General features: G+C 60.5%; 17 protein-coding genes, 1 tRNA gene and 1 pseudogene. 8 read left to right on the top strand and 11 right to left on the bottom strand.

Annotated elements, in window-relative coordinates; translation table 11 throughout:
• Positions 1 to 61: 61 nt before the first annotated feature.
• Positions 62 to 145 (bottom strand) — tRNA-Tyr (locus NO357_RS05270).
• Between the two features lie 94 nt (positions 146 to 239).
• Between NO357_RS05270 and rlmB the strand changes: the two genes are divergently transcribed.
• Positions 240 to 1,019: a 23S rRNA (guanosine(2251)-2'-O)-methyltransferase RlmB gene (rlmB, locus tag NO357_RS05265; RefSeq protein WP_306734557.1), complete on the top strand. Its 780-nt coding sequence runs from the start codon at positions 240 to 242 to the stop codon at positions 1,017 to 1,019.
• A 194-nt stretch (positions 1,020 to 1,213) separates the two neighbouring features.
• Positions 1,214 to 1,687 carry a CoA-binding protein gene (locus NO357_RS05260; RefSeq protein ID WP_306734556.1) on the top strand — a complete coding sequence of 158 codons (474 nt, stop codon included), beginning with the start codon at positions 1,214 to 1,216 and terminating at the stop codon, positions 1,685 to 1,687.
• A gap of 211 nt (positions 1,688 to 1,898) precedes the next feature.
• On the opposite strand, the gene NO357_RS05255 is transcribed toward NO357_RS05260, so the two are convergent.
• From NO357_RS05255 to NO357_RS05245, 3 genes are all read right to left on the bottom strand, one after another.
• Positions 1,899 to 2,210: a phosphoribosyl-ATP diphosphatase gene (locus tag NO357_RS05255; RefSeq protein ID WP_306734555.1), complete on the bottom strand. Its 312-nt coding sequence runs from the start codon at positions 2,208 to 2,210 to the stop codon at positions 1,899 to 1,901.
• Positions 2,211 to 2,214: 4 nt separating this feature from the next.
• Positions 2,215 to 2,976 carry an imidazole glycerol phosphate synthase subunit HisF gene (hisF, locus tag NO357_RS05250; RefSeq protein WP_306734554.1) on the bottom strand — a complete coding sequence of 254 codons (762 nt, stop codon included), beginning with the start codon at positions 2,974 to 2,976 and terminating at the stop codon, positions 2,215 to 2,217.
• Between the two features lie 77 nt (positions 2,977 to 3,053).
• A complete protein-coding gene (locus NO357_RS05245) occupies positions 3,054 to 3,401 on the bottom strand; it encodes a hypothetical protein (protein WP_306734553.1) in 348 nt (115 codons plus the stop codon).
• A gap of 172 nt (positions 3,402 to 3,573) precedes the next feature.
• Here NO357_RS05245 and NO357_RS05240 point away from each other — a divergent pair.
• Positions 3,574 to 4,031, top strand: a pseudogene (locus NO357_RS05240) (DUF302 domain-containing protein).
• A gap of 10 nt (positions 4,032 to 4,041) precedes the next feature.
• Here NO357_RS05240 and NO357_RS05235 read toward each other — a convergent pair.
• A complete protein-coding gene (locus NO357_RS05235) occupies positions 4,042 to 4,374 on the bottom strand; it encodes a hypothetical protein (RefSeq protein ID WP_306734552.1) in 333 nt (110 codons plus the stop codon).
• 5 nt (positions 4,375 to 4,379) lie between these two features.
• Positions 4,380 to 5,102, bottom strand: coding sequence for a 1-(5-phosphoribosyl)-5-[(5-phosphoribosylamino)methylideneamino]imidazole-4-carboxamide isomerase (hisA, locus tag NO357_RS05230; RefSeq protein WP_306734551.1), 723 nt, complete (start codon positions 5,100 to 5,102; stop codon positions 4,380 to 4,382).
• Positions 5,103 to 5,238: 136 nt separating this feature from the next.
• Here hisA and NO357_RS05225 point away from each other — a divergent pair, with 136 nt between their 5' ends.
• Together NO357_RS05225 and NO357_RS05220 are read left to right on the top strand one after the other, a co-directional pair.
• Positions 5,239 to 5,625: a DUF2147 domain-containing protein gene (locus tag NO357_RS05225; RefSeq protein WP_306734550.1), complete on the top strand. Its 387-nt coding sequence runs from the start codon at positions 5,239 to 5,241 to the stop codon at positions 5,623 to 5,625.
• Positions 5,626 to 5,773: 148 nt separating this feature from the next.
• The gene (locus NO357_RS05220) at positions 5,774 to 6,154 is read left to right on the top strand and encodes a DUF2147 domain-containing protein (RefSeq protein ID WP_306734549.1); all 381 of its coding nucleotides are present in this window, start codon (positions 5,774 to 5,776) and stop codon (positions 6,152 to 6,154) included.
• Here the strand turns inward: NO357_RS05220 and hisH are convergent, their stop codons facing one another.
• Positions 6,155 to 6,793, bottom strand: coding sequence for an imidazole glycerol phosphate synthase subunit HisH (gene hisH, locus NO357_RS05215; RefSeq protein WP_306734548.1), 639 nt, complete (start codon positions 6,791 to 6,793; stop codon positions 6,155 to 6,157).
• Positions 6,794 to 6,797: 4 nt separating this feature from the next.
• Positions 6,798 to 7,385, bottom strand: a complete 588-nt coding sequence (hisB, locus tag NO357_RS05210; protein WP_306734547.1) for an imidazoleglycerol-phosphate dehydratase HisB — start codon at positions 7,383 to 7,385, stop codon at positions 6,798 to 6,800.
• Between the two features lie 165 nt (positions 7,386 to 7,550).
• Between hisB and NO357_RS05205 the strand changes: the two genes are divergently transcribed.
• From NO357_RS05205 to NO357_RS05195, 3 genes are all read left to right on the top strand, one after another.
• Complete coding sequence (locus tag NO357_RS05205; protein WP_306734546.1) at positions 7,551 to 9,437, top strand: hypothetical protein; 1,887 nt, start codon at positions 7,551 to 7,553, stop codon at positions 9,435 to 9,437.
• A gap of 66 nt (positions 9,438 to 9,503) precedes the next feature.
• Positions 9,504 to 9,743: an Lrp/AsnC ligand binding domain-containing protein gene (locus NO357_RS05200; protein ID WP_306734545.1), complete on the top strand. Its 240-nt coding sequence runs from the start codon at positions 9,504 to 9,506 to the stop codon at positions 9,741 to 9,743.
• 196 nt (positions 9,744 to 9,939) lie between these two features.
• Positions 9,940 to 10,902 (top strand): tyrosine-type recombinase/integrase, encoded by a 963-nt coding sequence (locus tag NO357_RS05195; RefSeq protein WP_306734544.1) that lies wholly within the window; start codon positions 9,940 to 9,942, stop codon positions 10,900 to 10,902.
• 293 nt (positions 10,903 to 11,195) lie between these two features.
• On the opposite strand, the gene NO357_RS05190 is transcribed toward NO357_RS05195, so the two are convergent.
• The 3 genes from NO357_RS05190 to NO357_RS05180 form a co-directional block, all read right to left on the bottom strand.
• Positions 11,196 to 12,146 (bottom strand): DMT family transporter, encoded by a 951-nt coding sequence (locus tag NO357_RS05190; protein ID WP_306734543.1) that lies wholly within the window; start codon positions 12,144 to 12,146, stop codon positions 11,196 to 11,198.
• 481 nt (positions 12,147 to 12,627) lie between these two features.
• Positions 12,628 to 14,058 (bottom strand): hypothetical protein, encoded by a 1,431-nt coding sequence (locus NO357_RS05185; protein ID WP_306734542.1) that lies wholly within the window; start codon positions 14,056 to 14,058, stop codon positions 12,628 to 12,630.
• 340 nt (positions 14,059 to 14,398) lie between these two features.
• Positions 14,399 to 15,607: a hypothetical protein gene (locus NO357_RS05180; RefSeq protein ID WP_306734541.1), complete on the bottom strand. Its 1,209-nt coding sequence runs from the start codon at positions 15,605 to 15,607 to the stop codon at positions 14,399 to 14,401.
• Positions 15,608 to 16,018: the final 411 nt, after the last annotated feature.

The following is a 16,018-nucleotide window of genomic DNA, read 5'->3' as shown; positions in this document are numbered from 1 at the left end:
CAGCTGAAAAATAATAACTATTTACAGTGTCTGTGTTGCTCGCGGTTTTGGGGAAAATAAATGGTGGGCGACCTTGGAATCGAACCAAGCGTGCGTCTCCGCGAGGGAGTTACAGTCCCCTGCCACACCTTGCGGCCTGTCGCCCACTGTGTCGGGGTGATTACTGCGCACACCCGGGGTCGTCAACAGGAAAATCCCGTGCTATTGCGCGCGAATTGCAACGGGCACGCGAGGGCCGGATGAAGAAACCTGCCTGGGTGATCGATAAGGAGAAGACGCGTCGCAAGGCCGACGCCGAAACCGTGTGGCTGTTTGGTCTGCATGCGGTACGCGACGCGCTGGTGAACCCCGCGCGCGAGAAGCTGCGGCTGATCGTCACCAAAAACGCGGCGGACAAGCTGGCCGATGCCATCGCCACTGCGGGGATCGCGCCGGAAATGTCGGACGCGCGCAAGTTCGCCGCGCCGCTCGACCCGCAATCCGTGCACCAGGGCGCCGCGCTCGAAGTTAAACCGCTCGACTGGGGTTCGCTGGCCGACCGCTGCGTCGGCGTGCCGGACCGGGCACCGCGGGTGGTGCTGCTTGACCGGGTGACCGATCCGCACAACGTTGGCGCGATCCTGCGTTCGGCCGAGGTATTCGGCGCCGTGGCAGTGATTGCGCCGCGGCACCACTCCGCACCCGAGACGGGCGCTCTGGCCAAGACCGCCAGCGGCGCGCTGGAGCGCCAGCCCTATTTCCGGGTGCGCAATCTGTCCGATACGATGCAGGACCTGAAAGCGATGGGCTACCTCGTGCTTGGCTTGGACGGTGACGCCGAAAGCTCCATCGAACAGGCGCTGGATGGCCGGCGTGACCAACCCGTGGCGCTGGCGCTTGGGGCCGAAGGACCTGGGCTGAGGCAGAAGACACGCGAGACCTGCGACATGCTGGTGAAAATCCGCTTTGCAGGCGAATTCGGCTCGCTCAACGTCTCGAACGCGGCTGCGGTGGCGCTGTACGCGGCGCAGGAACGCTGAGTCCGGCCCCCGTAACGGGATCTTCACAACTTTCTTACAACCTCTTCATAACCGAAGAAGAGTTTCTAAATAGAGAGATGAAGGGTGGGAACGGAACTCCTGCCTTTCATTTCACTGTCCCTCGTTCCGTGACTGGCGCCCGGGTTTCGATCCGGGCGCTTTTTTTTGCGACGTGCGCGGAGTAAGCAGGTTACATGAGCGAATCCTACACAGATGCGCATTTGCGCGAGGTGCTGTCCCGAACCCGGCGGATCGCCGTGGTCGGCGTATCGATGAACGAGGTGCGGCCGAGTTTCTACGTCGCGCGATATCTCGGTCTCAAGGGCTATACCGTGATCCCGGTCAATCCCGGCCATGTCGGCAAGACGCTGTTTGGCCAGACCGTGCGGGCGAGCTTGTCCGACATCGAGGAACCGGTGGACATGGTGGATATTTTCCGCCGTTCCGAGGCGGTGCCGCCGATCGTCGACGAGGCGCTGGAGGTGTTTCCCGACCTGCAAACGATCTGGATGCAGATCGGCGTTGAAAACCCGGAAGCAGCAGCGAAGGCAAGGGCGCGTGGGGTGGACGTGATCATGAACCGTTGTCCCAAAATCGAGTATCAGCGGCTGTTCGGCGAACTGCGTATGGGTGGGTTCAACACCGGCGTGATTTCCTCGAAATTGTGAAAGCAGACCGGATCGGTTAAGTTATCGACCGGTAATTCACGGGGAGATGGGGATGCGCCTTTCCAAGATTGCACTGATCGTCTTGCTGGCTGCGGCGACCGCAAGCTTGGCTGGCTGCGGACGGCCGAAAGAACAGGGCGAATACGGCTACGACTGATCCGCCGGCGATGCGAGAGCCCGAGCAAAGGAGGCACCGACGTGCCCGGCGTGCTCAAGGTTGGCGTGCGGCCTTTTCCGCGAGCCCCGACCGGTCCTGGCGGCGCGCGAGTTCATCCATCACCTGCGACAGGGCCACGTTGCGTGATCTTAGCATCACCAGCAGGTGAAACAGCACATCCGCCGCCTCGGAGGTGAGGCGTTCGGCGTCGCCCTTGACCGCCTCGATGATCGCCTCGACGGCCTCCTCGCCGAATTTTTCAGCCACCTTTGCCGGGCCTGTGGCGAGTAGCTTGGCGGTCCAGCTTTCGTCGGGCGATGCCGAGGCGCGGGCGATGACGATCTGTTCCAGCTCTTCCAGTGTCATGAGGTCACTCCAGTCGCATCGGAATGCCGGCGGCGGCCATGTGTTCCTTGGCCTGCCGGATCGTGTAGTCGCCGAAATGGAAGATCGAGGCGGCCAGCACGGCGCTGGCGCCGCCCTTGGTCACTCCCTCGACTAGGTGGTCGAGCGTGCCGACGCCACCCGATGCGATCACGGGCACGTCGACCGAATCCGAGATCGCCTTCGTCAGCGGCAGATTGAAGCCGGCGCGGGTGCCGTCGCGGTCCATCGAGGTGAGCAGGATTTCGCCGGCTCCCTTGGCCACCACCGTCTTGGCGAACGCGACCGCATCGATGCCGGTGGGGCGGCGGCCGCCATGGGTGAAGATCTCCCATTTCCCCGGCGAAACGGTCTTGGCGTCGATCGCCACGACGATGCACTGGCTGCCGAACTGGTCGGCGGCCTCGGCCACAACGTTGGGGTCGGCGACGGCGGCCGAGTTGAAACTGACCTTGTCGGCCCCGGCGAGCAGCAGATCGCGCACGTCTTCGCGGGTGCGCACGCCGCCACCGACGGTCAGCGGAATGTAGCACTGCTCGGCGGTTCGCTGGACCACATCATACATGGTGCCACGGTTTTCGTGGGTGGCGTGGATGTCGAGGAAACAGATCTCGTCGGCCCCGGCTTCGTCATAGGCGCGGGCCGATTCCACCGGGTCGCCTGCGTCCACCAGATCGACGAAGTTCACGCCCTTGACCACGCGGCCGTCGGCCACGTCGAGGCAGGGGATGATACGGGTTTTCAGCATGTTGGCGCCTTGCAGGTGGGATCGGGGCCTCTATGCCAAGAAATCCGGGGGCGGGCAATGACCCCCGTGTCTTCGCCTCAAGCAGTCCGGGCACTGCGGTTCTGCACCAGTTCGATCACATAGGCTAGAACGGCCAGCGGGATGCCGACGAGGATGTAGAGTTTCGCCGCGCCGAGGATTGCGGGGGCCATGCGGTTGAACAGGCTGGCTATTCCGTCGCCGCCGATGCAGCTTTTGTAGGGTTTCATCAGGTGACCGTCGCAGGCAACCATCGGCACGACAACCATCGCAACGCAGACCACGGCGATCAGGCCCCCCCAGAATATGATGGCACGGGGCATCGGATTCTTGAGGTTACGTGCGGTCAGCACCGCAACGATGGCTGGCATGCCGAAGAAGAAGGACATCAGGAGATCGTTGATCATGGCAATCCGTCTGGTCTGCAATTTCCCACAGGATTATCGGCTGGCGGCCGCGTTTGGTCAAACCCTTAGGACGGACTTTCGGCCGATCACGCGCGACTCACGCGAATGTTTCTGTGTCTCGCGCCGACCTTGTCGGAGGATGAGGGCGTTCAGTCGCAGAGGGAGAAAGATGATGAAACAGATTTTCTATGCCGCGGCCGTTGTTCTGGCAGCGGGACCGGGTCTGGCCTCGGGTGACGATATCCTGCGCGTGCAGGCCGGTGGCGACGTTGACGCGGTTATGGCCGCGCTGGAGACGGCGGTCACGGGGCCGGCGCGACTGTGTTCGCCCGGATCGACCATGCCGGCGGAGCGGAAGCGGCGGGCATGGAATTGGCGCCTTCGCAGCTGCTGATCTTCGGCAATCCGAAGCTGGGCACACCGGCGATGCAGGACGATGCCCTGGCAGGGCTCTACCTGCCATTGAAGGTGCTGGTCTATCAGGATGGTGGCGGCAAGGTCTGGATGGCCTATGAAGACCCGGGTGAGATGCTGGACGATCTGGGCGGGGTATCGGCCGATGCCGCCTATGTCGCTGCAATGCGCGGGGCGCTGGCCAAACTGACGGCAGCTGCGGCCGGCGCCAACTAGGGGGCTTCGATCAACTGCCGTGGCCTTCCTTGCGGATGATCGCTGCGATCCCGGCCAGGATCAGAGCACCGGGACACAAAAGGAAGATCAGGGTAAGATTGTGTAGAAGCAGTGGGCGCAGGCCGTTGAACACTGGGGTCAGGCCGGTTGGGGTGCAGGATTGCCAAGTCTCACCGCCGCCGGCGCAGGCCAGTGTTGCCCAGACAAGAATGGAATTGGCCAGCAGCATCGCCAGCGGGACGAATGCCAGCGCGCGCAGGCGCGCGGGCAGCACGGCCCGAAGGGCCCAGATCGTGGCGGCCGGAAGGGCAAGCGACACGAGAATGAAAGCGAGATCGCGCATTTGGATCAGGCCTTGAGCAGCGCCAACGCCTCTCGCAGGTCGATGGCGCCGTCGTAAAGCGCCCGGCCTGAAATGGCGCCGTTCAGGGGAGCGCCGCAATCGCGCAGGGCGCGCAGGTCATCGAGCGAGGAAACGCCACCCGAGGCGATGACCGGGATCGACACCGCATGGGCGAGCGCCGCGGTGGCCGCGACATTGGGGCCTTTCATCGCCCCGTCGCGCAGGATGTCGGTATAAATGATCGCTGCGACGCCGGCGTCCTCGAACGACCTAGCAAGCTCGGTGGTGTCAACGTCGGTTTCTTCGGCCCAGCCCTTGGTGGCTACCTTGCCGTGGCGCGCGTCGATGCCGACCGCGACTTGGCCGGGGAAGGCGCGGGCCGCCTGGCGCACCAAGTCGGGGTTTTCCACCGCCACGGTGCCGAGAATGACGCGGGCGAGGCCCTTGTCCAGCCAGCGTTCGATCGTTGCCATGTCGCGGATGCCGCCGCCGAGCTGCGCGGGCACCTGTGTCTGTTCAAGAATGGCCTCAACCGGAGCGGCATTGACCGGTTCCCCGGCGAAGGCGCCGTTGAGATCGACCAGATGCAGCCATTCGCAGCCCGCTTGAACGAATTCCAGCGCCTGCGCCGCAGGGTTTTCATTGAACACGGTTTCACGGTCCATTTCGCCGTGGACAAGGCGCACGGCGCGGCCATCCTTGAGATCGATTGCGGGGTAGAGGATCATGTCTGTGCCGCCCTTGCTGATGTCGTTTCGGCCCTTATGCACGGGGGTGCGGGAAATGCAACGTGACCCAAAGACAGGCTTGATCGGGGGCAAGGCTTGGGCAAGGATCGCAGCAAGGATGAGGGAGGACAATCGCATGAAGAAGGCAATGGTTCTGGCCGCGGCATTCGCGGTATCGGCGGGGGCGGCGCTGGCCGATCCGGCGGAAGGCGTGTGGAAGACGGAGGTCGATGACGGCGCCTATGCTCATGTCCAGCTGAGCAAGTGCGGTGCCAACATTTGCGGCACGATCGCGCGCACGTTCGATACCGGCGGCGAATACGACTCGCCCAACAAGGGCAAGATGCTGGTGCGCAACATGGCACCACAGGGCGACGGCTACTATGCCGGCAAGGTCTGGAGACCGTCGAACGACAAGATCTACATCGGCAAGATGCAACTTTCCGGCAACTCTCTGAAGCTCAAGGGCTGTGTCGCGGGCGGGCTGTTGTGCTCCAGCCAGACCTGGACCCGGATCAAGTAAACGTTTCGCGCCATTCCGCCGATGCATGGCGCCCTGCGGAAAACGCAATTGTAAGTTGCGCAAAGCGGGTTAAATGAGAAGTGTCCGGGTATCGGACCGGGGCGCGCGCTTCCCGATTCGGAGGCAAATGGCGGAGGGGGCCCAACAAATGCGGCTTCTGCTGACGGTTTTGATTTCTTCACTGAGTTTGCCTGCACTGGCTGAAACGGCGGCAGGCACGTGGCTGACCGGCCCCGACAAGAAGGGGCAGGTGGGTCATATCCGGCTGGCGCCCTGTGGTTCGGCCCTTTGCGGCACGGTGCTCAAGGCCTTTGACAAGGCCGGGCGCGAGGTGGTCACCCCCAATGTCGGCAAGCGCGTGATCTGGGACGTGAAACCGCTGGGCAGCGGCACCTATGCCGGACGGATGTATGTCAGCATGCTCGACAAGAACGTCAACGGCGAGTTCCGCGTCGCCGGTCAGGCCATGACGGTCAAAGGCTGCCTCGGGCCGATTTGCCAGACCCAGAAATGGCGGCGGATCGACTGATCACGGGGTCCAGGCCAGGAAATTGGCGATCATCCGCAGCCCGGTTTTCGAACTTTTCTCGGGGTGGAACTGGGTGCCGATCATGTTGTCACGGCCGACGATGGCAGTGATCGGTCCGCCATAGTCGACATGCGCCAGCAGGTGGGCGGGGTCGGCCACGCGGAAATGGTAGGAATGCACGAAATAGGCGTGCATACCGGTTTCGATGCCCTCGAACACGGGGTGCGACCGGTCAAGCACGAGGTCGTTCCACCCCATGTGCGGTACTTTCAGTGTCGCATCTGACGGGGCGATTTTCACAACCTCGCCTCCGATCCAGTCGAAGCCCGGGGTGTCCTCGTATTCCAGGCCGCGGGTGGCCATCATCTGCATGCCGATGCAGATCCCCAGGAACGGCCGCCCGCCGTGGATCACGGCCTCTTCGATCGCTTCGAACACGCCACGATGATCGAACAGCGCCTTGCGGCAAGCAGGGAAGGCGCCGTCTCCGGGCAGGACGATACGCACGGCCGAGCGGATCAAGTCGGGGTCGGAGGTCACATGCACTTCGCCGGCACCGGTTTCGCGTGCCATGCGCTGGAAGGCCTTCTCGGCTGAGTGCAGATTGCCCGACTCGTAATCGACAATCGCGGTGATCATCGGCCTACAGAGCCCCCTTGGTCGACGGGATCGCATCCGCCTTGCGCGGATCGGTTTCGACCGCGTCGCGAAGTGCCCGGGCGACGGCCTTGAAGGCGGCCTCGGCAATGTGGTGCGAGTTGATGCCATGCAACTGGTCGACATGCAGGGTGATGCCGCCATGGGTGCTGAGCGCCTGGAAGAACTCGCGCACCAGCTCGGTATCGAAGCTGCCAATCTTGGGGGTCGGCAGATCGACATTCCACACTAGGTAGGGTCGTCCCGAGAGATCCAGCGCGGCGCGCACCAGCGCGTCGTCCATCGGCAACAGGCAGGAACCGTAGCGCCGGATGCCCTTTTTGTCGCCGAACGCTTGGGCCAGTGCCTGACCGAGCGTGATGCCCACGTCCTCGACCGTGTGATGGTCGTCGATATGCAGATCACCCGTGCAACGGACCTTGATGTCGATCAGCGAGTGGCGCGCCAACTGGTCGAGCATGTGGTCGAAGAAGCCGACCCCGGTTTGGTTGTCGTAAGCGCCTGTGCCGTCGAGAGAAATCTCGACGCTGATATCGGTTTCTGCAGTCTTGCGGGCAATTTTCGCGCTGCGCATGGGGCACCTCTCGGGTCGTGTCGCGGCCACCTTATAGGAGCGCGTCGCGGCAGTTCCAAGCGGCGCCTGCCGCGTGGCGCGATTTGGCGCCGGAACGTGACATTTTGTAACGACGCCGAATCGTGGTTAAGGTTAGGAGCATTGCGCCCTCTGGGATTTTTTCGAATGCTGGTTTCAACCTTTCGGATCGCTTTGGTGGCGCTTGCACTTCTGACATTGTCGGCCTGCGAAGAGGCGAAGGGGCCGTTCCGTACAACGCCGCTGGCCGAGCCGGTTTGCGCCGAGGTACAAGACCTGAAGGTCGCCAACCAGGAGATCGGCCGGGAGACTGTGCGCCGCTGTTCGATGCAGCGCCATTTCCTGCCCGGCGCCGTCGAGGCGCGGCAGGATATCGAAGCGGTTCTACGGGACTCCGGCCCACCGCCCGCTGGGCAGATCCTGCTGCCGAGCAACGATTGGACCGAGATGGCGGCGCAGGCACAGCGCACGCTGCTGCACTCCGACGACTACGCGCTGGCCTTCGTCGAACTGAACGATCAGGGCGGCCAGGATGTTGCCTGGCAACTGCCGGCGTTGCTGGCCCATCTCGACGCGCAGGACAAAGCGGGGAGGCAGAATTATGTGGTGGCCTACGTGCATGGCTGGCGCCATAATGCCCAACTGCGCGACGGCGACATTCGTAAGCTGCGGCGCCTGCTGGCCTATTCCCGGGCGGCGCTCAATAGCCGTTGCGTCAAGCTGGGCGAGTATTGTGACGCGGCGTTGACCGGTGTGTTCATCGGCTGGAACGGGCAAAAAGTGAGAGAGGGACCTTCGGATGTCACCCCCGATGTCGGCATGGATACAGGGCTAGGAGCCATCGGACCGGGGTTGACCTTCTGGGATCGTTGGAACGTGAGCTGCCGGCTGGGCTCGGGCAAGCGAGATTGCGTCGGTCAACCACCGAAAGGGTTCACGTCACCGCTGCGCAAGGTGCTCCGCGCCGTCGAGCGCGAGTTGAGCCTGCGTCAGGGTGATCCAAAGCGGGACAAGTTCCTGATCTTCGGTCATTCCATGGGTGGCAACATGCTGGCCACGATGCTGCGCGACGAGGCGGTACGCAAGGTCAGTCGCCACAGCCCCGGCACCGAGATGCGGCCGCTGGTGGGCGATCTGGTGGTCTTGCTGAACCCGGCGGCGCGGTCGCAGGATTGGACGGCAATCCAGCGGGCCGAACGCGAGCGCGCCGGGCTTGGCGACAGCCGCGTGCTGACTTGTCTGAACGAGGACGGCAGCGACAACCCCGATTGCCCCGAACGCGCGGCATTGATCCGCTGGCACCGGCTCTATCCGTTGCGGCAGCGGCCGGTCTACATCTCGCTCACCTCCGCGGCCGACTGGGGCACGTTGAAACAAAAGGACCGCCCCGTCGAGCATGACACCGCCACCGGCCAGATCTTTCCCTTCGCCCGCGAGTTCATTGGAGAAGAAGGGCCCGAGCAAGTGGTCGCCATCGGCCACCGCACGCCGAATTATGCCAGCCGCTACCGGCTGCATGAGGAGCCGGTCGGCACCTCGCACGAAGTTGCCGTTTTGCAGGGCGCCGAGACCGACGGCGGCCGACGCTACTGGTCGCGCTACGGCAACGCGGTCAAAGCCGAGGCAGGCTGGTGTGAACCGGCCGACGGCTGGCTGCTGAGGGCACGGCAGCCGGAAGGACTGGCGCCGGGTCAGTTCGTGACTAACTGGGACTACGGGCTGTTCTGGGGCGCGCCGGGAGACCGGCCGGTGTCGTCGCGCAATGTTGGCGGCAGCCAGAACAAGGCGGCGGTGCAGTGGCGGCAGGGCATGTATCTCAAGACCAATACCGGCGCGCTCAGCGTTTCGCCGGGCACCAGCCCGTTCTGGAATGCCCGTGCGCTCGATTCCGCGATCCGTGGTCATTCGGCTTGGGCGAACTATGCCACCTGGTGCGCGCTCAACCAGCTGGTGCTGGACGACGTGACGGCACCCGATCCGGAAACCCTGCCGCCGGGCGAGGCGATGATGCGGGCGAAGGCCGAAACCGAGTAACGCGCGCTCTTGCACTGTCCGTGCCCACGTGCCAGCCTGCATGCAAGACCACAGAGGGACCGTGTCATGACCACCTGCGTTTTCGTGCAACTCCGCTGCAAGCCGGGCACCACCTACAAGGTTGCCGAAGAAATTGTGCTGCGCGAAATCCATTCGGAACTGTTCTCGACCAGCGGCGAATACGACCTGCTCTTGAAGCTCTATATTCCGAAGGACGAGGATATTGGTAAGTTCATCAACGATCACCTGCTGGACGTTCCCGGGATCGAACGGTCGCTGACCACGCTGACCTTCAATGCGTTTTGAGTTGTGGTGCGGATCCGGGTAAGCTGAAACGAAAAGGCGCGGACAATGCCGCGCCTTTTTCGGTTTCCCGTGATTTCCCGGAGGAAAATTGGAGCGGGCGATGAGATTCGAACTCACGACCCTTACCTTGGCAAGCTGCCAGCGCTCGAATTGAGGCGGTTACTTACTGAAATCATTAGATTTTCGGAGAACCGCAATGGCGACCATCAGAAAGACACCTACAGGAACCTTCAACGTCCAGATCAGGCTCAAGGGCCGCATTAAAGCATCACGAAACTTCAAAACGAAAGAGCAGGCAACCACGTGGGCCGAGCGTCAGGAGTTGAAATCCAGGCACTTGCATCCCCTGTTTCTTGATGCCGGTTATGCCTATTGCCACGAGATTTTGGATCGACGGCCGTCACAACGTTTGGCTCTGAATCGGATCGATCGCATCTGCAAGCTGTCCCCCATGCAGCAGCACATGGATGAAATCACGCTGCAGGATGTTAACGCGTTCAAACAGGCGAGGTTGAGCGAGGTGTCAAACTCAACGTGTCGTGATGAACTCATGATGATCCGCCGCGTGTTCAGGTGGTACATCGTCGAGCATCACGCCAAGACCGGCGACATGCTGCAAAACCCTTGCGAATTGATAACCATGCCGAAGCCGAGCAAGCCGCGTGATAGAGTGGTGACACGGGATGAATTGAAGCTTTTGCTCAGTTCTATGTCGCCGCAAATGGCGGTCATTGTCGAGCTGGCTTACGAAACAGCAATGCGACGTGGAGAGTTACTAAAGATCACACCTCGGGACCTGTCGCTCAAGGAGCGGTTTCTTCGTGTGGTTGATGGCAAGGAGGGGTCCAGGGACGTTCCTCTCACAAAACGCGCTGTGGAGCTCCTTGAGGGGGCTCAGGCGGCATGCGAGTCTGATGATGTCCCAATCTTCCAGGTGGCCTCCTATAGCGTCACACAGGCAGTGCGACGAGCTAGGGACATCGTTGGCTTAGGAGATGATGTGAGGTTTCATCAATTGCGGCATTCTCGGATTACAGAAGTGGCCCGGATGGGGCTAAACCAACTACAAATCATGATGGTTAGCGGACATAGGGATATCCGAAGTGTTCAGCGATATGCTCACTTGAATGTGCGAGATGTCGTCGATCTCATCGACTAACGGCCCATACCGGCCACTCACCGTCTCCCTAGTCGCTGCAGCGCAGCTTCCCCAAACCGGACCTTCCTGCGACCGCGCAGCATTTGCTCAGAGCAAACGACCGCAACGTGGACAAAACAGCGACGTTTGCACCCTGCGCGCGCAAGAAGACGCACGCGGCTTCGGTCAAGGAACACCCGATCAGACAAAGGCAGCATGTCAGGACAGCTGCCGGTCAATAATGGTGCAGGGCAACAAACGTTTTTAGCCGCGATGACGGAAATACCTGCGGTCCGCGTTCTGCGTTCCGCCTGTCATTCGCGTGTTCCAGCGGATAAAGGCCCGCCGCCAGATACGGTGGCTTGTTTTGCCTGTCGTTCTCGGACCGCGATGAAGAGCCCGGATGCGAAGATAACAGCCGCGCCGATCCAGGTGAAGACATCTGGGATTTCGGCGAAGAACCATGCGCCGATAAGTGCCGTCCAGATCAGCTTCAGGAAGTCAAATGGCATCACCGCGGTCGGGTCGGTTTCCTTCAAGGCCTGGCTCAGCGATATCTGCGCGATTGAGCCGAAGAGACCGATCAGGACCATCCAGCCGAGCGTTTCCCGCCCGAACGGTTGCCAGACCCAGAGTGCCGGGACAATGGAGAAAACCCCTAGGAAGATGCCCATATAAGCGACGATGGTCACGCTCGACTCCGTACGCGACAGGATCTTGATAATGACCATCGCGATCGCCCAAAGCGCCGCCGACCCGGTGACCAGAAGCGCGCCTGTGTCGATGGCCACGAGGCCCGGCCGGAGGATGATCAGCATGCCCGTGAACCCCGACAAGATCGCCAGCCAGCGGTAGATACGAATGCGCTCTCCGAGCACGATAACGGCCAAAACGGCCATGAAGATGGGTGCGGTGAAACTCAGCGCGGTGACTTTCGCAATAGGCGATATCGACAGGGCGGTGAAAAACATCAGCATGGCCACGATGTTGACGACACCGCGCAGCGCATGAAGACCAAGGCGCCTGGTGCGCAGCATTTCAAAGCGCGACCGAACCAACAGCGGCATCAGAAAGGCCAAGCCGAAGATGTTGCGAAAGAAGGCTATCTGAAAAGGCGGCAGTTCCTCGGAAACGAAGCGAACCAAGCCGTGCATAATCGAAAAAGCGACCGTGGACAGGCACATGAGTGCTATCCCGCGCAAGGCCGGCGTCTGCCGGCTCCAGCGCGTGCCTAGACCTTGAAGGCTCGAGGTCTGCCTTGTCATTTTCCCTCGTTAGCAGTGTCCGTGGAATTGGGCCTCCGCGTCTACTCGAAGGGCGCCTCCTGGCCGAGCTTGCATGGCACAGTAATCAGATTTGGTCGAGGCCTTCGTGCCTGGCGCTGTGGTGCCATGCGGGTAAAACCGACCGCATTTTCAGAATATTTGGTTCTAGCCGGGCAGTCTCCTGCCACAGGTCGATTGGATTCATCCGAGAATACCGTTAACGGACAGTCGCCGCGCGATAGCTTATTAACAAAGGGCTTAGCGCAGACCTCGGATGTGCTGCAGCTTCGGAGGTTTCAGCATCGCACGTTACCGGTGCTCACGGCCCATACCTGCCAATCACCGCCTGTCTGGTCGCTGCAGCGCAGCTTCCCCGAACCGGACGTTCACATGAAGAATCAGCATTTGCCCAGGGCGAACGACCGCAACGCGGACAGAGCTGTCGTTCACCACGCCGTGCCACAAAGCGAATTGCCGCGAATTAGTTCCTACTATGAATTAGCTCTGAAAGCTGGTTCAAGCGAGCTTTTATTTCGCTGATCTCAGCGCTATGGCGCGCATTCATTGCCTCGATTTCGTTTTGCTGCCGCCGATCTCTTTCTTCCAGTTCAGCGATGTAAATGTGAGCATGCTCCAACTCATTGAGAAGTCGACCGAATTGCTCAGTAATGTTCACCGCGGACCCCGGTTCCGTCGGCCCGACATTCGGCAAATGACCCAGCGCGAACATCTTCTCGGCATGCTCGGCGATCGACAGCAAGTCGTAGTCATCCGAGAACACCGCATCGCAGCCACCTGAACAAGTCGGACCACCGGTTATGATTTGTCCCGAGATTTCGAGATCGCCCGAGTTTCCGTAAAGGATAAGATGTCTGGTCTTTACTGAGCTGTCACTGCCAATGGCACCCTGCTTGAGAACAAAATTAGTTCCCGCCCCAAAGGACCATTCCCCGTTCGTGTCGCTATTGGCCATAACGATTTCCGGCCGCCCGTTGTTCACAAGTCTTAGCGCCGAGCGGGGTTCCGTGGTGGTGCTCAAAGTCTCGATCAAAAGTTGCGCGTAATTACCGCTGCGGAAGTGAACGAAAGAGGGCGCAATAGACGGGGGGAGACTGGTATCCTCGACCAACAGGCCCCTGTTCCCGACGATATGCAACCCGGCTTCAGCCGGATCGCCGCTATTTCCAATCGACACTCTGCTATCTTCCACCACCAGAGTATTGGCCGTCGCGCTTGACAAAACCCGGAACGGCATCTCGCCATCCGTGACGTTGTTGATAAAGAAGTTCACGTTATTGCCGCCGACATCCCAGACCTGAGGATCGAAGCCGCTGCCGCTGGTCTGCTCCAGCCTCACAATTGGGGTGTCCGTGTCGGAAATGTGCAACTCGGTTTGGGGTAGCGAATTATTGATTCCGACGCCAGAAAACCCAAGACGGACTGGAAGTGCGCTATCTTCAATTGTGAAGAAGGGGGAACCGCCGGTGCTTATAGTAAGGCGCCCAACGGGCGGAGAATAGAGCGCTTCAATATTCCAGCCGTAAGTAGGACCGCTGGCGTCCCCGACTAAGGAAATTCCAGCATCGCCTGTCGTCCACACTTCGAGAGGATATGGTGCGCTTGCGGTGCCAGGACCACAAGCATCGCCGATACAAGCATTTCCGACAATCGAAGCCGCAATGCTTACGTCGAGGCTTTCAGCATTGACCTCACCAACATTCAGAAGACCCGCCTCTGTCGTATCAAAAAGAAACGTTTTACCGCTTACATTTAGGTCTCCCACGATGTCGACGTTACCGGGGTGTGTTACGTCTTGTGCATGCAGGACTGTGGCAGAAAGCAAGGCTGCAACGCTTGCGACAATTGATTTCGGTGTTTTAGGCATACTCTCCTCCACAGTTCGTTCAGCCAACAGCCACTCCCGGGACGGCTTCCTGTGTGCTCCAAGTCTTATTCACAGCCCCACAGCGCCCATCCATTTCCACTTTTATGAATTTTCACATGATGCCATGCGACCGCGGCAATGATCGAGATCAACCTCCAAGGATTGTAAGGCTCAACGTTCGTGGTAAGGCGCGGCGGCTAGTTCCGCTATGGGCTCCTAGCGGTCATCTGACAGCTCTGGTCAGGATTTTCAGCCGTCTGGATGGCTCACAGGCCGCTTTGGGGGCAAAGCCGCCATTCACCGAATCGCATAAGTCACAACGAACGGAGATTGTCTTTGCTTTGGTCAGTCGAGCGTCTTTCCGGCGCTAGTTCTTGGTTGCGGCCTCCAGTGCCTCCAGCCGCGCCAGCAATGCTGAGTTCATTGCCTCCTGCGCCGCCAATCGCCCATGCAGATCATCGATGTATATATGGGCGTGCTCAAGCTCGTTCAGCATGCGGCCGACCTTGTCGGTCAGGTTGATCGGCTGATTTTCGATGGTCGGACCGACATTGGGTAGGTGGCCGAGGGCATACATCCGCTCGGTGTGTTCGGCAATCGACGGCAGGTCGTAGTCGTCGCTGAACACCAGGTCGCAGCCGCCGCCGCAGGTGGTGCCGCCGGTGATGATCTCGCCGGTGATCTCGAGGTTGCCGGTGGCGCCGTAGAGGGTGAGGTGCTTGGTCTTGGCCGAGGAATCCGAGCCCACCGCGCCGGTCTTCATGATGAAGTTGGTGCCGGCGCCGAACGACCACTCGTCGCCGGTCGAGGTGTTGGCCATCACCAGATCGGGCCGGCCGTTGTTGATGAACTCGGCTATGGTGCGGGCGGCGGAGGTGCCGCTGTTTTCCTCGACCTTGAGCTTGGCGGTGCCATCACTGCGCTCGACATGCAGCGAGGCGTCGGGGTTGGTGCCGGCGCCCATGCCGATATCGTTATCATTGGCGATGTAAAGCGCGTTGGTGTCCGCCCCTGGTTGGATGCGGAACGGCAACTGAGAGCCGTTGGTCACATCGCGGATGAAGAAGTTTGCCTCGTTCGCCGCGATATCAAATGTCTGCGCGGTAAAGCCCGAGGAACCGTCCTGCTCCAGCCGCAGGGTAGGAGTATTGCCGTCTTTACTATGGATCTGCACGACCGGGGTCGAAGTGCCATTACCGATGCGGCCGCCATCGTCGACATAGAGCGAGTTGCTCGGAGCGTTGCCTTCGATCACAAAAGGCGTGCGACTGGCTGTCAGGTCAACGATGGCGAATCTTTCCTGGCCACCATTAGAGGTTTCGTTGGCCTCAAGCTGCCAGTCGCGGTCAGGGAAGCTGGCCGAACTCGAGGTATCTTCGAATTTGATGCGAAGGTTGTTTTCCTTGAGCTTGATGGTGTTGAAACCGAAACTTTCGCCGTTGACGCAGTCGAAGCCGACGCAAAGCGAGCCGTCGACGATTACGTCATCGAGGAAAACCTGATCCGCCTGCACGGCACCCGCGGCAAGCGTCGCGGCTAGAAATGGGCCAAGGGCTTTCAGATAATAGCGAGACATGATGTGTGTTCCTGTGTTTCGATTTACTGGAGGTTGCTCGAGTGAACTACAATTCGTGGTCCGGTACGCCAGATCTTTCTGAACTGCAGGCTCCAGCCGAACAAGGCGATAAAAGCGGCAACTGAAAAGTCCGCACAAGCATAGCGAAATTTCATTCAATACCAAACAGGAAATCGGAAACAGTCGTTTCTAAACAGGAAAATATCCACCTGTCGGGCGGGCGTGGCTTCGGGGTAAAGCAATTTCCATTCCGGGTTCGCTTCACGCGTCTTGGGTTCAATGAGTTCTCCAACGTCGGCGTAAGGATGCGTTAGAAGCCAAAGGTCTTCGGCGGCGCGACGTGGGGCCAACCAAGTTTCTGAGATGTAAGGCTGTCCAAGCCGGTCCAGTTTCTCGGACTCCTTTCCGCTT

The organism is Marimonas arenosa, assembly GCF_030848945.1.
In the GTDB taxonomy this organism is placed as follows: Bacteria; Pseudomonadota; Alphaproteobacteria; order Rhodobacterales; family Rhodobacteraceae; genus Marimonas; species Marimonas arenosa.
The sequence above is the reverse complement of the archived record's forward strand: the minus strand, read 5'-3'. Positions and strand labels throughout refer to the sequence as shown.